The 15,779-nt window shown below is 73.0% G+C and carries 17 protein-coding genes; 10 read left to right on the forward strand and 7 right to left on the reverse strand.

What is annotated here, in order from left to right; translation table 11 throughout:
• Positions 1 to 13 precede the first annotated feature (13 nt).
• The 4 genes from lysX to AB0B76_RS55150 all read left to right on the forward strand — a co-directional run bounded on the left by lysX (position 14) and on the right by AB0B76_RS55150 (position 5,318).
• The gene (gene lysX / locus AB0B76_RS55135) at positions 14 to 3,283 is read left to right on the forward strand and encodes a bifunctional lysylphosphatidylglycerol synthetase/lysine--tRNA ligase LysX (RefSeq protein WP_360393287.1); all 3,270 of its coding nucleotides are present in this window, start codon (positions 14 to 16) and stop codon (positions 3,281 to 3,283) included.
• A 55-nt stretch (positions 3,284 to 3,338) separates the two neighbouring features.
• Positions 3,339 to 4,076 (forward strand): IclR family transcriptional regulator, encoded by a 738-nt coding sequence (locus tag AB0B76_RS55140; RefSeq protein ID WP_360393290.1) that lies wholly within the window; start codon positions 3,339 to 3,341, stop codon positions 4,074 to 4,076.
• Positions 4,077 to 4,206: 130 nt separating this feature from the next.
• Positions 4,207 to 4,338: a hypothetical protein gene (locus tag AB0B76_RS55145; protein WP_360393293.1), complete on the forward strand. Its 132-nt coding sequence runs from the start codon at positions 4,207 to 4,209 to the stop codon at positions 4,336 to 4,338.
• 155 nt (positions 4,339 to 4,493) lie between these two features.
• Positions 4,494 to 5,318 (forward strand): MarR family transcriptional regulator, encoded by an 825-nt coding sequence (locus AB0B76_RS55150; protein WP_360393295.1) that lies wholly within the window; start codon positions 4,494 to 4,496, stop codon positions 5,316 to 5,318.
• A gap of 337 nt (positions 5,319 to 5,655) precedes the next feature.
• Here AB0B76_RS55150 and AB0B76_RS55155 read toward each other — a convergent pair whose 3' ends face one another.
• Entirely contained in the window at positions 5,656 to 6,417 is a 762-nt protein-coding gene (locus AB0B76_RS55155; RefSeq protein WP_360393297.1) for a hypothetical protein, read from the reverse strand.
• A 137-nt stretch (positions 6,418 to 6,554) separates the two neighbouring features.
• Between AB0B76_RS55155 and AB0B76_RS55160 the strand changes: the two genes are divergently transcribed.
• The 5 genes from AB0B76_RS55160 (at position 6,555) to AB0B76_RS55180 (ending at position 10,603) form a co-directional block, all read left to right on the forward strand.
• Positions 6,555 to 6,698 carry a hypothetical protein gene (locus AB0B76_RS55160; RefSeq protein WP_360393299.1) on the forward strand — a complete coding sequence of 48 codons (144 nt, stop codon included), beginning with the start codon at positions 6,555 to 6,557 and terminating at the stop codon, positions 6,696 to 6,698.
• Positions 6,699 to 6,710: 12 nt separating this feature from the next.
• The gene (locus AB0B76_RS55165; RefSeq protein ID WP_360393302.1) at positions 6,711 to 7,457 is read left to right on the forward strand and encodes a tyrosine-protein phosphatase; all 747 of its coding nucleotides are present in this window, start codon (positions 6,711 to 6,713) and stop codon (positions 7,455 to 7,457) included.
• Positions 7,458 to 7,779: 322 nt separating this feature from the next.
• Positions 7,780 to 8,235, forward strand: coding sequence for an NUDIX domain-containing protein (locus AB0B76_RS55170; protein ID WP_360393304.1), 456 nt, complete (start codon positions 7,780 to 7,782; stop codon positions 8,233 to 8,235).
• Between the two features lie 212 nt (positions 8,236 to 8,447).
• On the forward strand, positions 8,448 to 8,873 hold the full coding sequence (locus AB0B76_RS55175) for a MarR family transcriptional regulator (protein ID WP_360393307.1): 426 nt from the start codon (positions 8,448 to 8,450) through the stop codon (positions 8,871 to 8,873).
• Complete coding sequence (locus AB0B76_RS55180; protein ID WP_360393310.1) at positions 8,870 to 10,603, forward strand: MFS transporter; 1,734 nt, start codon at positions 8,870 to 8,872, stop codon at positions 10,601 to 10,603. The genes AB0B76_RS55175 and AB0B76_RS55180 overlap by 4 nt, the downstream gene beginning before the upstream one ends.
• A 65-nt stretch (positions 10,604 to 10,668) precedes the next feature.
• Here the strand turns inward: AB0B76_RS55180 and AB0B76_RS55185 are convergent, their stop codons facing one another.
• From AB0B76_RS55185 to AB0B76_RS55195, 3 genes are all read right to left on the reverse strand, one after another.
• Positions 10,669 to 11,868, reverse strand: a complete 1,200-nt coding sequence (locus tag AB0B76_RS55185) for a DUF6596 domain-containing protein (protein ID WP_360393325.1) — start codon at positions 11,866 to 11,868, stop codon at positions 10,669 to 10,671.
• Between the two features lie 66 nt (positions 11,869 to 11,934).
• On the reverse strand, positions 11,935 to 12,276 hold the full coding sequence (locus AB0B76_RS55190; protein ID WP_360393313.1) for a YciI family protein: 342 nt from the start codon (positions 12,274 to 12,276) through the stop codon (positions 11,935 to 11,937).
• 37 nt (positions 12,277 to 12,313) lie between these two features.
• Positions 12,314 to 13,579 carry an amino acid permease gene (locus tag AB0B76_RS55195; protein ID WP_360393315.1) on the reverse strand — a complete coding sequence of 422 codons (1,266 nt, stop codon included), beginning with the start codon at positions 13,577 to 13,579 and terminating at the stop codon, positions 12,314 to 12,316.
• A gap of 74 nt (positions 13,580 to 13,653) precedes the next feature.
• On the opposite strand from AB0B76_RS55195, the gene AB0B76_RS55200 reads away from it, so the two are divergent.
• On the forward strand, positions 13,654 to 14,607 hold the full coding sequence (locus tag AB0B76_RS55200; RefSeq protein WP_360393317.1) for a helix-turn-helix domain-containing protein: 954 nt from the start codon (positions 13,654 to 13,656) through the stop codon (positions 14,605 to 14,607).
• A 4-nt stretch (positions 14,608 to 14,611) separates the two neighbouring features.
• Here the strand turns inward: AB0B76_RS55200 and AB0B76_RS55205 are convergent, their stop codons facing one another.
• The 3 genes from AB0B76_RS55205 to AB0B76_RS55215 all read right to left on the reverse strand — a co-directional run.
• The gene (locus tag AB0B76_RS55205; protein WP_360393320.1) at positions 14,612 to 15,373 is read right to left on the reverse strand and encodes a methylenetetrahydrofolate reductase; all 762 of its coding nucleotides are present in this window, start codon (positions 15,371 to 15,373) and stop codon (positions 14,612 to 14,614) included.
• 9 nt (positions 15,374 to 15,382) lie between these two features.
• The gene (locus tag AB0B76_RS55210) at positions 15,383 to 15,532 is read right to left on the reverse strand and encodes a hypothetical protein (RefSeq protein WP_360393323.1); all 150 of its coding nucleotides are present in this window, start codon (positions 15,530 to 15,532) and stop codon (positions 15,383 to 15,385) included.
• A 109-nt stretch (positions 15,533 to 15,641) separates the two neighbouring features.
• Positions 15,642 to 15,779 (reverse strand): sigma factor-like helix-turn-helix DNA-binding protein (locus AB0B76_RS55215; RefSeq protein ID WP_360393328.1); only part of this gene is annotated, 138 nt, incomplete at its 5' end.

A 15,779-nucleotide genomic window follows, 5' to 3' on the forward strand; every position in this document is an offset into this window, starting at 1 on the left:
GCATGATGTCCCGGTGAAGAAAGCCATCCCCGACTGGTTCGCGGGCGGCCTGATGGCCGTGGCGGTCCTGTGCGCCACGGCCGCGGTCAGCGTCGCGCTCGGCGCCCGGGTCCACCCGGTGCGCGCGAGCGTCGACGCGCTGCTGGTGCCCGCCCCCGCCAACGTCGGCTACGCGGCGTTCCTGGTGACCCTCGCGGCCGGCGTGCACAACCGCAAACGGATCGCGTTCTGGCTGCTCGTCGGCGTGTTCGGGGTGCAGGGCCTGTACGACCTGTTCGTACTGTCGGACCTGGGCGAGCGCGGCGCCGAGGCCCGCGAGCTGCACCTGCCCTTCCACGGCACGACCGCCGCGGCGGTGAACCTCGCGTTGACCGCGGCGCTGCTGGGGCTGCTGTGGCTGGGCCGGTCCCAGTTCGACGCCAAGGTCCAGCCGGCCAGCCTGCCCAAGGCCCTGGCCACGCTCGGCGTCCTGCTCCTCGCGTTCACGGCCGTCGGGTGGGGCCTGGTCGAGCTGTTCCCGGGCTCGCTCGGGGCCGGGGCGACGCGGCTGGCGTACAGCGGCCGGATCGTGCTCGGCGGCGCCTTCGCCTTCGACGTCGGCCGGCACGGGCGGGCCCCGGGCTGGGTCAACCTCGTGCTCGGCGTCTTCGGCGCGATCGCCCTCTTCGCGGCCCTCTTCGCGCTGCTGCGCTCGCAGCGGATGATCGCCTCGCTGGACCCGGAGGAGGAGCGCGCGGTGCGCCGGCTGCTGGCCGAGCACGGCGAGCGGGACTCGCTGGGGTACTTCGCCACCCGCCGCGACAAGGAGGTCATCCTGTCGCCCTCGGGCCGGGCCGCGATCACCTATCGCGTGGTCTTCGGCGTGTCGCTGGCCAGCGGCGACCCGCTCGGCGACCCCGACGCGTGGGGTCCGGCGATCGAGGCGTGGCTGCGGGAGGCGCGCGAGTACGCGTGGACGCCGGCCGTGATGGGCGCGGGCGAGGAGGGCGCGACCGCGTACGCCCGGGCCGGGCTGCGCGTCATCGAGCTCGGCGACGAGGCGATCCTGCACGTGCGCGACTTCGACCTCGAGTCGGCCCGGCTGCGCCAGGTACGCCAGGCGGTGCACCGGGTCGAGCGGGCCGGGTACACGGTGCGCATCCGCCGCCACGCCGAGATCAGCGCCGAGGAGATGGTGCGGATCATCGAGCTGGCCGCCCAGTGGCGCGACACCGAGACCGAGCGCGGCTTCTCCATGGCGCTGGGCCGCCTCGGCGACCCCAACGACGGCCGCTGCGTGCTCGTCGAGGCGCACGACGCCGACGGGCGCGAGGTCGCCCTGCTGTCGTTCACGCCGTGGGGCGCGGGCGGGCTGTCGCTGGACCTCATGCGCCGCGACCGGCAGTCCGACAACGGGCTCATCGAGACCATGGTCGCCACGCTCATGCGGGAGGCGCCGCGCATCGGCGTGCACCGGGTGTCGCTGAACTTCGCGGTGTTCCGGGCGGCGTTCGAGGAGGGTGCCCGCATCGGCGCCGGGCCGGTGCTGCGGCTGTGGCGGGCGCTGCTGCTCGTCGGGTCGCGGTGGTTCCAGCTGGAGTCGCTGTACCGCTCCAACGTGAAGTACAACCCCCAGTGGCTGCCCCGGTTCCTGTGCTTCGAGGACGTGCGGGACCTGCCCAAGGTCGGGCTCGCCTCCGGCGTCGCCGAGGGCTTCGTGGTCGTACCGTCGCTGCGCACCCTGCTGCGGCGGGGCAAGGCGTCGCCGTTCGCCACCGACCGCCGCGACCTCGTCATCACCGACGAGGAGCTCGCGGCCGCGACCGCCGCCGGGGCCGGGCCCGCCCAGCGCCGCCGGCCCGAACAGGTGCGCATCCGCATGGCCAAGCTCGACGCGTTGCGGGCCAAGGGCATCGAGCCGTACCCGCCCGGCTTCCCCCGCACCCACAGCGTCGCCCAGGTCCGCGCCGCCCACCCCGGCCTGGCCGCGGACGCGCGCACCGGCGAGCGGGTCGCGGTGGCCGGCCGCGTGATGCGGGTGCGCGACCACGGCGGGCTGTGCTTCGCCACCGTGCGCGACTGGACCGGCGACGTCCAGGTGGTGCTGAGCGGGCGGCCCGGCTTCGCCGCGACCGTCGACCTCGGTGACCACGTCGGCGTGGCCGGCGAGGTCGGCACCACGCGGCGCGGCGAGCTGTCGGTGTTCGCCGACGCGTGGGAGCTGACCGCGAAGTGCCTGCAGCCGCTGCCGGACAAGCACCGGGGCATGGCCGACCCGGAGGCGATGGTCCGCCGCCGCCACGTCGACCTCATCGTCAACCGGCCGGCCCGGGACATGGTGCGCACCCGCTCCGCGGTGACGTTCGCGCTGCGCCGGGCGCTGCACGCGCACGCGTACGTCGAGGTCGAGACCCCGATGCTGCAGCCGATCCACGGCGGGGCCAACGCCCGGCCGTTCGTGACCCACAGCAACGCCTACGACATGCGGCTCTACCTGCGCATCGCGCCGGAGCTGTACCTCAAGCGGCTGGCCGTCGGCGGCGTCGAGCGGGTCTTCGAGATCGGGCGCAACTTCCGCAACGAGGGCGTCGACGCGACCCACAACCCCGAGTTCACGATGCTGGAGGCCTACGAGGCGTACGGCGACTACACCACCATGCGCGGGCTGGTCCGCGAACTGATCCTGACCGCCGCGGGCGACGAGCCGGTGCTGCGCCGCCCGTTCGCCGGGCAGGATCGGGTCGTCGACCTGCGCGAGGAGTGGCCGGTGGTGCCCGTCTACACCGCGGTGTCGGAGGCGGCCGGGGCGGCGGTGACCCCGGGCTCGACGGTGGCCGAGCTGCGCGAGCTGGCCGACAAGCTCGCGATCGCCTGGCTCGACGGCTGGACGCACGGGCAGCTGGTGCTGGAGTTGTACGAGCACCTGGTGGAGGGCGCGACGGTCGGCCCGACGTTCTACACCGACTTCCCCGTCGACGTCTCCCCGCTGACCCGCGGGCACCGCGACGACCCGCGGCTGGCCGAGCGCTGGGACCTGGTGGCGTTCGGGATGGAGCTCGGCACCGCGTACACCGAGCTGGTCGACCCCGTGGAGCTACGGGCCCGGCTGACCGCGCAGTCGCTGCGGGCGGCGGCCGGCGACCCCGAGGCGATGGAGCTCGACGAGGACTTCCTGGACGCGTTCGAGTTCGCGATGCCGCCCAGCGGCGGGCTCGGCCTGGGCGTGGACCGGCTCGTGATGCTGCTGACCGGCCGGACGATCCGCGAGACACTCCCGTTTCCGCTGGTGAAGCCCGGACGCTAGAATTGGAATGAGTCAAAACAGTTTACCCGCCCCTCCGATGGGAAACAGAGGCCGAATGGCCCAAGACAGCCCCACCCTGGACCTCATCGAGCGGCTCGCCGCGGCCACGGACCGGATGACGGTCGACGCGCTGTGCCGCCATCTCGGGTTACCCGAGCCCATCGTGCGCAGGCGACTGGCCCAGCTGGTCGAGCGCGGATGGGTCGAGGCCGACGCGGACGGCGTCACCTACACGATCGGCGTCGGGGCGTTACGGCCGATGAGCGCCTTCCTGTCCGCCGACCGCACCGCCCGCCTGGCCGGGCCGATCCTGGGCCGGCTGAGCGACCAGATCGACGAGTCGGTGCGGCTGGTCCGCCTCGACGGCACCGACATCGTCTGCCTCGCCGCGCGCGAGTCGGCCCACGACACCGGCAGCCCGGTGGTGGGGCGGCGCTTCCCGGCCATCTCCGCGGCCAGCGGGCGGGCGATCCTGGCCCGCCGCGACCACGCCGAGGTCGAGGCGATCATCGCCGCCGGCGTCGCGGCACACACCGCCGACTCGGTGGTCGACCGGGCCGAGCTCTACGCGGCGCTGGCCGACTGCCGGGAGCACGGGGTGGCCTACGAGCGCGGCGAGCTCGTCCCCGGCGTCGGCTGCATCGCCGCCGCGGTCCGCGTCGACGGGCTGCTCGTCACCGACGCGATCAGCTGCGGGGTGCCGCTGGCGCGGCTGACCCACGACCACGCCGACGACATCGCGGCGGGCGTGCGCCGCGCGGCCGACGACCTGGCGGCCGCTCTTCTCGCCTGAAGTCGGCATTTGCGCAGCTTGTCCGCTTTTAGCATGAGGTATGGACTGCAGGCCCGCGACCTGATCGTCGCGGTCGGCACCGCGGCCGGCGTCGAGGACGTCGCGGCGCTGCTCACCGACGGCTGACCCCGTGCCGCACGACACCATCCTGGTCGAGTTCGGCGTCGTCATCCTCGCCCTGGGGCTGCCGGGCGCCGTGTCCCTGCGGTTCTCGATCTCGCCACCGGCTGGATCGCGGCGCGGCGGGCCGGGGTGGCGCTGACCGGGCGGGTGCGGGCCGGGGCCGCGCTGCTGCCCCGCGGCAAGTTCAAGGTTGATGTCGACCGGATCTGTCGTATCCGGGCAGTGCTGTTCGTAGCCAGAGTGAGCGGCCGCTCCCGAGGGCGGCGCCGTGACGACTACAGGAGATACCGACCGATGCAGCACGCACGAGCCAAGGTCCACCGCATGTTCGAGCTCGTCGAGCCGATCGCCACCGTCACCTTCTCGGAGGTGCCGAACGAGGCGTTCCTGGCCCTGGGCATGCGCAACTACTGGGACGGATACTTCGCGGGCCGGGCCGCACCCCTGGGGCTGGTACCGGCCGGGGTGGTACACGCGGTCTTCTACAACTTCGCCGACGGTGAGGTGGCGCGCCACATCCCGTGGGTGTGGGGCAAGACCACCCCGCAGGAGGCGATCGCCGTGCGCGAGCGGAGCAGCGCCGCCGCGCTGCGGCAGATGATCGGGGAGCTCGCCGACTCCCCGGGGCTGGTGCGGGTCGCCGACCTCGCTACCCGGGCAGCGGTAAGCGCGCCGACCGAGGGTCGCGTGCTGTACGCCGGACTCCGGGCGCTCGACGTGCCCGAGGAGCCGGTAGCCCGGCTCTGGCACGCGGCGACGCTGCTGCGGGAGCACCGCGGGGACGGCCACAACGCCGCCCTGGTCGCCCACGGCATCGGCGGCACCGAGGCCCACGTCCTGCTCGCGCTCTCCCTCGGCATGCGGGCGGAGGAGTTCGGCCGGGTCCACCACCTGCCCAAGGCGCAGCTGGCCGCCGTCGTCGACGGGCTGCGCGGCCGCGGCCTCGTGAACGCCGCCGGCGGGTTCACCGACGCCGGCCGGGAGACCAGGGAGCGGATCGAGGCCCTCACCGACGAGCTGGCGGCCCCGGCGTACGACGTGCTCAGCGCGGACGAACTCGACGAGCTGATCGCAAGCCTCGAGCCGATCGCCGCCGCGGTGAAGGCCGCCGACGACTGAGCGCGCGCATCAGGCGACGTCCTCGGACCCGGCGCGCTGCTATCTGCGTCCGGCGCGGGCCGGGTCACGAGGCGGCCGGCGGTACCGTCCATGTCGCCAGCGCGTCGTGCGGTGTGTAGTTGATCCTGGTGACGCTCTGCTTCGCCGAGCGCGACCTGCCACCTGCACCTCGTCACGCACGTCGCGGCGCATGAGCCGCACCACCCGGCAGCGCGGTAGGCGGCAGCTGAGTGCGCAAGATCGCCGACCAAGGTCGTCGAGAGGACGGGACTCGAGACTGCCGTCCAGCCGTCGCCGTGCAAGTCGTTGCGGGGCCGTCGTTGGTAAAACTTGGCCGCTAGTGCGGCAGGAACGCGGCGACCGCACCGGCCAGCAGGGGCGCCGCGATGGCGAGGCCGTTCTGCAGATCGGCCAGGATGCCGCGGTCGGCGCCGAGGACCTGTTCGAGGCGCTGGCCGTCCGCCGCGTTTCTCAGGATCGTGGAGCTGTCGTCGAGGTCGTCGAGCGGGAACAGTTCGCAGCACAGCAGGTGGGCGCGGCGCTGCAGGGCGCTCCAGGCGGGCGCGTAGGCCGCCACGACCAGCACTGAGCCGACACCGCCGAAGATCAAAATGTACTGCGCCGACCGCGGGTTCGGCTGGAGCTGGGAGTACGCACCGAATTCGAAGGTCACGAGCGTGACGACGGCCCCCTCGGCGGCCAGCAGCCGCTGCAGCAGTCGGCGCAGGCCGAGTAGCACGGTGACCTGGCGGCCCAGCGGGCCCGGGGGTGGCCCGGCGGACACCACCCGCCGCACCGCGAACATGACCATACCGGCCGGAATCCCGGCCAGAATCGCGACGCAGACGAGCAATCCGCTGTGCCAGAAGCCGGTCGGCCCGGGCAGGAACCTGGTCACGTTGACGGCCAGCACGCCGCTGACGGCAATCGCCGACACCGGCCCGGCGACCTCGCGCACTCGTACCGGATGCTCGGCGGTCAGCTCGGTCCAGCGGCGTCGGCCGTACGTCAGGATGGCGCCTGAGCAGCCGCCGAGCGCGATGGCGAGAGCCGCCCACACCTGGGGCGGCGGGCCGTGCGGGTGCTGGTGCTGGTACATCGCAACCACCCCGGCGCCGACAAGCAGTCCCAGCGCGACTCGCCACATGCAAATGGGAGCGCCGGAGAGGGCCGCTGATACAGGCGTGTCCGGATTTCGTCCAGCCGGGCATCGCGCCGTTGGCTACAACTGCTTGCATGTCGACGCTCTCGGCCGTGATCACCACAGGCTACACCGCCGACCGGGCGCGGGCAGGGCCGCCGCGCGCGGCCAAGATCAGACACACTGTGTTCGGCACAAGCGTGACCAAGCGCCATATGAACGGCAAGGAAGTCGTTTGAGCGGAGGCGGTGATGGACGTGTTGCACTGGTCAGGTGGCCGGAACGTGCGCGACCTGGGTGGTCGAGCGTTGCGCGTCGGCGGCTGCACGCCGTTCGGGAAGGTGTTCCGTTCGGCGGCGCCAGAGCACCTGACCGATGAAGGGTGGGCTGCGGCGAAGGCGGCGGGCGTGCGCACGGTGGTAGACCTGCGGAACGCACCGGCCGAGACGCAGCGTCGAGCAGAACATCCGATCATCAGCACCGAGTCGCTGCAGGGCCTGGTCTTCGTGCCGGCGCCGACCGAAGACCCTGATGACACCGAGTTCCTCCGGGTCTGCGGGCCGTTCCTGGATCATCCGCGCTGCTGGGCCGACAATGCCCGGCTTGCCCCCGACCGCATCTCCGCCGCTCTGCGCGCGGTCGCCCGGGCCGACGGGGCAGTGCTCGTGCACTGCGCGGGAGGCCGGGACCGCACCGGCATGATCTCCGCGATGCTGCTGCACATCGCCGGCGCGACGGACCACGCCATCATCGATGACTACGCGGCCGGGTGGCGTGGCGCAGCGGCGCATGCCGGGCACGCCTGGGTCTATGACCCCGACCAGGGCAACTGGCGCGAGCACCAGCAGGAGCCGACAGGCGCGGAGGACGTGGAACGTCAGTTGGCGGACAGGACGCCCGCTGTGCGCGAGTGGATCGCGACGTTCGACGCGACCGACCTGCTGGCACCCGCCGAACTGCACGGGATCAGAGCGCTGCTGACTCCTGCCGCTCCGTAGGCAGCGCACGGCATACAAGCATGATTGCCACCCAGGTACCGTGCGATCGCCACGCGGCCAGCAACAGCGCACGAGTGCAAAGATCGGATGCCCGCTCGTCGGCACTGCAGGAAGCCTCGGCCTTGCCGAGGCTGGTCACCGCCGGTGACGAGCTCGGTCCGGCCATCGCGCATCAACGCGTCAGACGTGCGCACGCTGCCGGTCGTGGCACCGAAAGGCTACCCGGCACGCACAACAATGAGCCGGAGTTGACCCTGGGCGCGCACTGCCGGCGGCAGTTGCGGACGTTCTCTGGCCGGATGGTCATGCCACAATCCCGCCCATGCACGAGGTCGTTGTCGCGGCGCTGGTTCGCGAAGGTCGGGTCCTGCTCGTCCACCGAAGTCCGAACCGCCGTGCCTACCCGGGCGTGTGGGATCTGCCCGGCGGACACATCGAGACGGGCGAGACGGAGCTGGCCGCGCTCGCCAGGGAGATGCACGAGGAACTGGGCGTGCGGATAGCAACCGGCTCGGCGATCCATCTGTGCCGGCTGGACGCGGGCCGCGGAGGGGAGTCGGTACGCCTCAGCGCCTGGCTCGTCCGCGAGTGGGAAGGGACACCGGCAAACACCGCTCCCGATGAACATGACGAGATCCGTTGGTTCCGGCCTGAGCAGTTGCCTCCGGTCGCCCACGAGCTCCTGGGCACGGCGATCGTGGAAGCGATGCGGGGTGCCCCAGGCCCGCACGGCCCGCGGACGAACGGCCGCACAACTGTGCCCGAAATGCGGAATTAATCCCATCCGCCGGGTTTGGTCAGCACTCGCCTGTTTTGGCTCACGTCGGAGGTGCCACGGCAGCGCTGCCGTGGCGGACGACGGGGGATCACCATGCTCAAGCACAAGTCGACGCGGATCGCTCGCATCGACCGGCGTCTTTCGCTGTCAAGAGCGGGTGAACTTGGTCGCATGCATAAGCCACTTCTATAAGTACGTGATACGAATGAGACATGCCCGCCGCTCGTACCGCATTGGACCCTGCGCGTCTGACGGTCGCCGTCGAACGCGTCTTCAGCCTCCTGCGGCAGGGCAACCCCCCGAACGACATCAGCCTCACGGCCGCCTCGACGCTGCGGCGCCTGGAGCGCGCCGGGCCGCGGCGGCTCACCGAGCTCGCCACCGCGGAGGGCGTCACCCAGCCCGCCATGACCCAGCTCGTCCAGCGCCTGGAGCGGGAGGGGCTGGCCGACCGGGCCGCCGACCCCGCCGACGGCCGGGTCGTGCTGGTACGGATCACCCGGGCCGGGTCCGAGCTGCTCGAGCGCCGCCGTTCGGTGCGCGCCGGGCACCTCGCCGCCCTGCTGGTCGATTTGTCCGAAGACGACGAGGCGCTGATCGCGGCCGCGCTGCCGGCGCTGGAGAGGCTCGCCAAGTGACCGACACCCTCGAGGCGGCCGGAGGCGGCAAGTCCGGCTTCCGGGGCGCCCTGTCGGGCGGCTCCGACCACCCGCACTACAAGTGGGTGGCGCTGTCCAACACCACCCTCGGCATGCTGATCGCGACGATCAACTCCTCGATCGTGCTCATCTCGCTGCCGGCCATCTTCAACGGCATCCACCTCAACCCGCTCGCCCCCGGCAACGTGTCCTACCTGCTGTGGATGCTGATGGGGTACATGCTCGTCAGCGCCGTGCTCGTGGTGACCCTGGGCCGGCTGGGCGACATGTACGGCCGGGTGCGCATCTACAACCTCGGCTTCGCGCTGTTCACGGTGACCTCGATCGCGCTGTCGCTGGACCCGTTCGACGGGGGCGGCGGCGCCATGTGGCTCATCGGCTGGCGCGTGCTGCAGGCCGTCGGCGGCGCGATGCTCATGGCCAACTCGGCCGCCATCCTCACCGACGCCTTCCCGGCCGCCCAGCGCGGCATGGCCCTCGGCGTCAACATCGTGGCCGGCATCGCGGGCTCGTTCATCGGCCTGGTGCTCGGCGGCCTGCTCGCCGAGTGGAACTGGCGAGCCATCTTCTGGGTCAACGTGCCCATCGGCGTCGTCGGCACGATCTGGGCGTACCGCAGCCTGCATGACACCGGCCTGCGCCGGCCCGGGCGCATCGACTGGTGGGGCAACCTCACGTTCGCGGCCGGGCTGACCGCGGTCCTGGCCGGGATCACGTACGGCATCCAGCCGTACGGCGGCCACAGCCAGGGCTGGACCAACCCGTGGGTGCTGACCGGCCTCATCGGCGGCGTGGCGGTCCTGGGCGTCTTCACGTGGATCGAGCGGCACGTGGCGGAGCCGATGTTCCCGCTCGGCCTGTTCAAGATCCGGGCGTTCGCGTACGGCAACATCGCCGGCCTGCTCGCCGCGATCGCCCGCGGCGGCCTGCAGTTCATGCTCATCATCTGGCTGCAGGGCATCTGGCTGCCGCTGCACGGGTACACGTACGAGTCCACGCCGCTGTGGGCGGGCATCTACCTCCTGCCGCTCACCGTCGGCTTCCTCGCGGCCGGGCCGATCGCGGGGCACCTCTCGGACAAGTACGGCACCCGGCTCTTCGCGGCGTTCGGCCTGATCGTCATGGCGCTGTCCTTCGGCGGCCTGCTCATCCTGCCGACCGACTTCAGCTACTGGGCCTTCGCGCTGCTGGTGTTCCTCAACGGCCTCGGCGGCGGGCTCTTCGCGGCCCCGAACACCTCGCTGATCATGTCCAGCGTCCCGGCGCACCTGCGCGGCGCGGCGTCGGGCATGCGGGCCACGTTCCAGAACGCGGGCATGGTGCTGTCGATCGGCGTGTTCTTCTCGCTCATGATCGCCGGGCTGTCGACGTCGCTGCCCGACTCGCTCAACAACGGCCTGACCGCGCAGGGCGTCCCGCCCGAGGCGGCGCACCAGATCGCCGGCCTGCCGCCGGTGGGCACGCTGTTCGCGGCGTTCCTCGGCTACAACCCGATCCAGTCGCTGCTCGGCCCCGACCTGCTGGGCCGGCTGCCGGCGGCGAACGCGGCCACGCTCACCGGCCGGGAGTTCTTCCCGCACCTGGTGTCCGGTCCCTTCCACGACGGACTGGTCATCGTGTTCTGGCTGGCGATCGGCATGGCCCTGATCGGCGCCCTGGCCTCCCTCGTGAAGCCGGTCAAGCACCAGGACGAGCCGGTCGCCCGGTAGCTCCCTCCTGTGGGAAGGCGTCGCCGGTTCTGCCACGGGCCGGCGCGCCGCCGCGGACGGGCCGATCACCCCGGGGAGTGGGGTGCTCGGCCCGTCCGTTGTATCCGCTCCCGGAGGAAGGCCCGCTCCACGGCGTTGTCGCAGCGCTCCAGGGCCTCGGCGTACGCGGCCCGGGCCCCCTCGGCGTCGCCCAGGCGGTGCAGCAGGCCGGCGCGGGCGGCCGGGAGGTAGTGGTACCCGGCGAGGCGCGGGTCGGCCGCGAGCCCGTCGAGGATCCCGAGGGCGCGTTCGGGGCCGTGGACCATGGCCACCACCACCGCCCGGTTGAGCGCCACGACCGGGGACGGCCAGGCGGCCAGCAGCAGGTCGTACACGGCCAGCAGCTGCCGCCAGTCGGTCTCGGCGTAGCTGGGGGCCTCGGTGTACAGGGCGGCGATCGTGGCCTGCAGCGCGAAGCGGCCCGGGCGGCCGCCGCGCAGGGCCGCGCGCACCAGGGCCAGGCCCTCCTCGATCCGCCCGCGGTCCCAGCGGCCGCGGTCCTGCTCCTCCAGCAGCAGCAGCCGGCCGTCGCCGGCCAGGCGGGTGGCCCGCCGGGCGTCGTGCAGCAGCATCAGGGCGAGCAGGCCGGTCGCCTCGCGCTCGTCGGGCATGAGGGCGCACAGGGTGCGGGCCAGGTCGACGGCGCGCTCGACGAGGTCGTCGCGCAGCAGGGCGTCGCCGGTCGGGGCCGCGTGGCCGGTGGTGAACACCAGGTGCACGACGGTGAGCACGGCGTCGAGGCGGTCGGGCAGCTCCTCCGCCGCGGGCACCCGGTACGGGATGCGGGCGGCGGCGATCTTCTTCTTGGCCCGCGTGACGCGGGCGGCCATGGTGGGCTCGCCGACCAGGAACGCGTGGGCGATCTCGGCCGTGGTGAGCCCGCACACGAGCCGCAGGGTGAGCGCGAGCTGGGCCTCGCGGGCCAGCGCGGGGTGGCAGCACGTGAAGACCAGCCGGAGGCGCTCATCCGGAATTTCCGACATTTCGCCCATTTCCGGTATGTCGGCCTCTTCGGGAATTACGAGGAGCGGCAGCTTGCTCCGCAGCGTGGCCGCCCGGCGGTGGGCGTTGAGGGCACGGCGCTGGGCCGCGGTCGTCAGCCAGGCGCCGGGGTTGTCCGGCACCCCCTGGCGCAGCCACGCGTCAAGCGCGGACACGTACGCGTCCTGCACGCACTCCTCGGCGAGGTCCAGGTCGCGGGCGACGCGCACCGTCGCGGCGAGCACGCGGGCCCACTCGCGGCGGTGCGCGTCGGCGATCGCCGACCGGACGTCCGACGGCTCCGGCAACGCTTACTCGAAGACCATCACCGGGCGCACCTCGACACCGCCGAAGCGGGCCGGGCACAGCTTGGCGATCTCGAGGGCGTGGTCGAGGTCCTTGGCGTCGATCAGGTAGTAGCCGCCGAGGACCTCCTTGGTCTCCACGAACGGGCCGTCGGTGACGACGTCGCCGCGGATGGAGGTGGCGCTGCCGGTGTCCCGCAGCGCGTTGCCGCCGGCCAGGGTGCCGCCGAGCTCGCCGACCTGCTCGGCGAAGCGGTTGTGGGCGTCCATGACCTCCTGGTACACCTGCGGGCTCGCCGTGGCGTAGCCGTTCTCGTCCTCGTAGATCAGGATCAGGTACTGGCTCATCGCGGTCTCCATTTGGCAAAGGTGTGTACTGACACTCCTACGTCAAACGGGCCTCGACGGAATCGACAACGCGGCTCGACTTTTCCTTCCTCGTGTACAGCAGCGCCCCGGCCGCGATCACGAGCGTGCCGAGCACGTACCAGCCGGTGACGAGCATGAGCCCGACCGAGGACACGAGCGCCGCGATCGCGCACGCCCGGGCCCCGCGGCGCAGCAGCTTGACGGCGGCGGCCGAGCCCAGCAGGTACACCAGGACGAAGGAGCCGCTCGTGAGCAGGACGAGCGCGCGGGTGCCGGTGCCGGTGCCGGTGACCACGACCAGCGACACGGCGCCGAGCGCGGCCACGACGAGCAGGCTGCGGCGGGGCACCGCGCCCGGGGCGGCCCCGCGGCCGAACCAGGCCGGCAGCGCGCCGTCGCGGCCGAGGGCGGCGCCGAGCTTGGCCGCGCCGGCGTAGTAGGCGTTCATCGTGCCGAGCGTGAGCAGCACCGCGGCGCCGGCGGCGATGGTGCGCACCTGGCCGCCGACGCCGATGGCGAGCAGCTCGGCCAGGGGCGCGCCGCCGGCCTTGGGGTCGGCGGCGAGCCCGGGGCCGAGCACCAGGACGCTGGCGGCGGCGATGCCCAGGTACAGCACGGCCACCACGACCAGGGCGATCGCCGTGGCGCGGGGCAGGTCGCGGCCGGGGTGGCGGAAGTCCGCGGCCAGGGACGTGACCGCCTCCCAGCCGGCGAAGCCCCAGACCAGCACGGCGGCGGCGGGGCCGATCGCCCACCAGCCGTGCGGCGCGAACGGGTGCAGGTTCGCGGCCCGGGCGTGCGGCAGGGCGGTGATCGTGGCGGTGAGCAGCAGCGCGACGAGCAGCGCGGCGAGGCCGAGCTGGAGGCGCCCGGAGACGCGCACGCCGCCGAGGTTGCCGGCCGTCACCACGAGCATCAGCCCGGCGGCGGTCGCGACGGTCGTGGTGGTACCGCCGCCGAGCGCGGCCGCGACGTAGGCGCCGCCGAACAGCGCCGCGGCCGGCGCGCCGACCGGGATCGCGAAGTAGAACGACCAGCCGACCACGGCCGCGGCCCGGGGTCCGAACGCGCGCCGGGCGTAGGTGGCCACGCCGCCGGCGTCGGGGTAGCGCGCCCCGAGGGCGGCGAAGGTGGCGGCGAGCGGCACGGACAGCGCGACGAGGGCGGCCCAGGCGATCAGGGAGGCGGGCCCGGCGGTCTGCGCGGCGAGCGCGGGCAGCGCGATCACGCCGGTGCCGAGCACGGCCCCGATCGAGAGCGCGGCGCCCTGCGGAACGGTCATCACGACAATGATCTTCCCGGTCCGGTACCGGCGGCCCCAGTGGCAGGAATGCCGTTCTGCGATAGATTTCTGCCATGAGTCGCCACGTCGTGGGCGTAGCCGTCACCGCCGACATGCCGGTGTTCGAGCTCGCCGTGCCGTGCGAGGTGTTCGGCGTCGACCGGACCGACCTCGCCGACCCCTGGTACGAGCTGCGCTTCGCCGCCTCGGACCCGGGCCGCCACGCCGCCCGCTCGGGCCTGAGCATCGACGCGCCGTACCCGCTGTCGTCGCTGCCCGACGCCGACACCGTGATCCTGCCGGCGTTCTCGCGGGCCCGGCAGATCGAGCCGCCGGAGGACCTCGTCGCCGCGGTGCGCGACGCCCACGCCCGCGGCAAGCGGATCGTGGCCATCTGCACCGGCGCCTACGTGCTGGCCGCGGCGGGCCTGCTCGACGGGCGCCGCGCCACCACGCACTGGATGAACGCCTTCGACTTCGCCCAGCGCTACCCGCGCGTGACCTTCGACCCGGACGTGCTCTACACCGAGGAGGGCAACCTCTTCACCTCGGCCGGCACGGGCGCGGCGATCGACCTGTGCCTGCACCTGGTGCGCCTCGACCACGGCGCGGCGGTCGCCAACGAGGTCGCCCGCCGCATGGTGGTGCCGCCGCACCGCGACGGCGGGCAGTCCCAGTTCGCGACGGCCCCGCCGCGCCCGCGTGGCCACGACGGCCTCGGCGGCGCCCTGGACTGGGCCCGCCGCCGCCTCGACCAGCCGCTGACCGTCGCCGACCTGGCCCGGGAGGCACGGCTGAGCCCGCGCACGTTCGCCCGCCGCTTCCGCGAGAGCCTGGGGACGAGCCCGCTGCAGTGGCTGGTGGGGCAGCGGGTGCGCCTGGCCCAGGAGCTGCTGGAGACGACCGACGAGTCGATCGAGCGGATCGCGCACCGGACCGGCTTCGGCACCCCGGCGAACCTGCGCATCCACTTCGCGCGGCAGACGAGCGTGACCCCGACGACGTACCGCCAGGTCTTCCACCGCTGACGCCTCAGCCTTCGAGGGTCAGGGCGACCTCCCGGTAGCGCGACGCCGGCACGAGGTGGACCCCGTCGAAGGCGCCGGTCTCGCGCAGGGCCGCCACCCGGTCGCAGGCCTCGGCCACGCCGGCCCGCGGGTCGGCGGCGACCCGGTCGACCAGGGCGGCCGGGATGTCGATGTCGGGGATGGTGGCCGCCAGCCGGCGGGCCATCGCCGCGCTGGCCAGAACCAGGACGCCCGCGTACACCTTCTGGGTCAGCGCCGTCTCCTCGCGCCAGCGCAGCAGGGCACCGGTGTCGAAGCTCATCTGGGCGAAGACGAAGTCGGCCTCGCGCTTCCAGGCCGGCACCTTGCGCAGCCCGGCCGCGACGCCGATGCGCGGCGGGCGGAAGCCGTCGCGCTCCCCCATGGCCCGCGCCTCGGCGATCATCGTGCGGACCGTGAGCTCGCTGGTGCGCGTGCCGGCCGTCGGCTGGTCGCCGTGCACGAAGAGGAACTCGTGCACGCCGTAGGCCGCGGCCGTCAGCAGGTCGCGGTGCAGGCCCAGGAGATTGCGGTCGCGCGAGTTGAGGCAGGCGATGCTGCGCCCGCCCATCGCGGCCACCTCGTGCGCCACGGCGACGCTGGACACCGTGGCGCGGCCGATGTGGTTGTCGGGGATGAGGAACGCGTCGGCCACCGGGGCGAGGACGCCGATCTGGTGCCGCACGTGCCGCAGATCCGGGTGCGTCGGCGGCTCGATCTCGCAGACGACCTCGAACTCGTCGGCCATGCTGCTAGTTCAGCACGGAATCAGCTCGGTCCGGCGCGCCTTCACCCGGGTGCCGTCGGTCAGGGCCACCTCGACCCGGCCCACCATGTCGGTGTCGCCGAAGGCGTAGATCTCCTTGCCGTCGTGCTCGGCGAGCTCCGCGTGGCTCGGCCGCAGCACCCATTTTCAACTCGTGCGATCTGCCCGATTTACCCGTTTTAGCCATAATGTCCACGGTACGGGCTGGGGCCGCCCCGCGCGGGTAAGCGCGCGGGGCCGGCGCCGTGTGTCAGCCTTCGCGGGTGAGCTGGTCGCGCAGCGACCTGAGCGCCCCGGCCAGCAGCCGCGACACGTGCATCTGGGAGATGCCCAGCTCGGCCGCGATCTGGGACTGGGTCAGGTTGCCGTGGAACCGCATCGCGATGAT

The sequence above is a fragment of the Dactylosporangium sp. NPDC049140 genome (genome assembly GCF_040648435.1).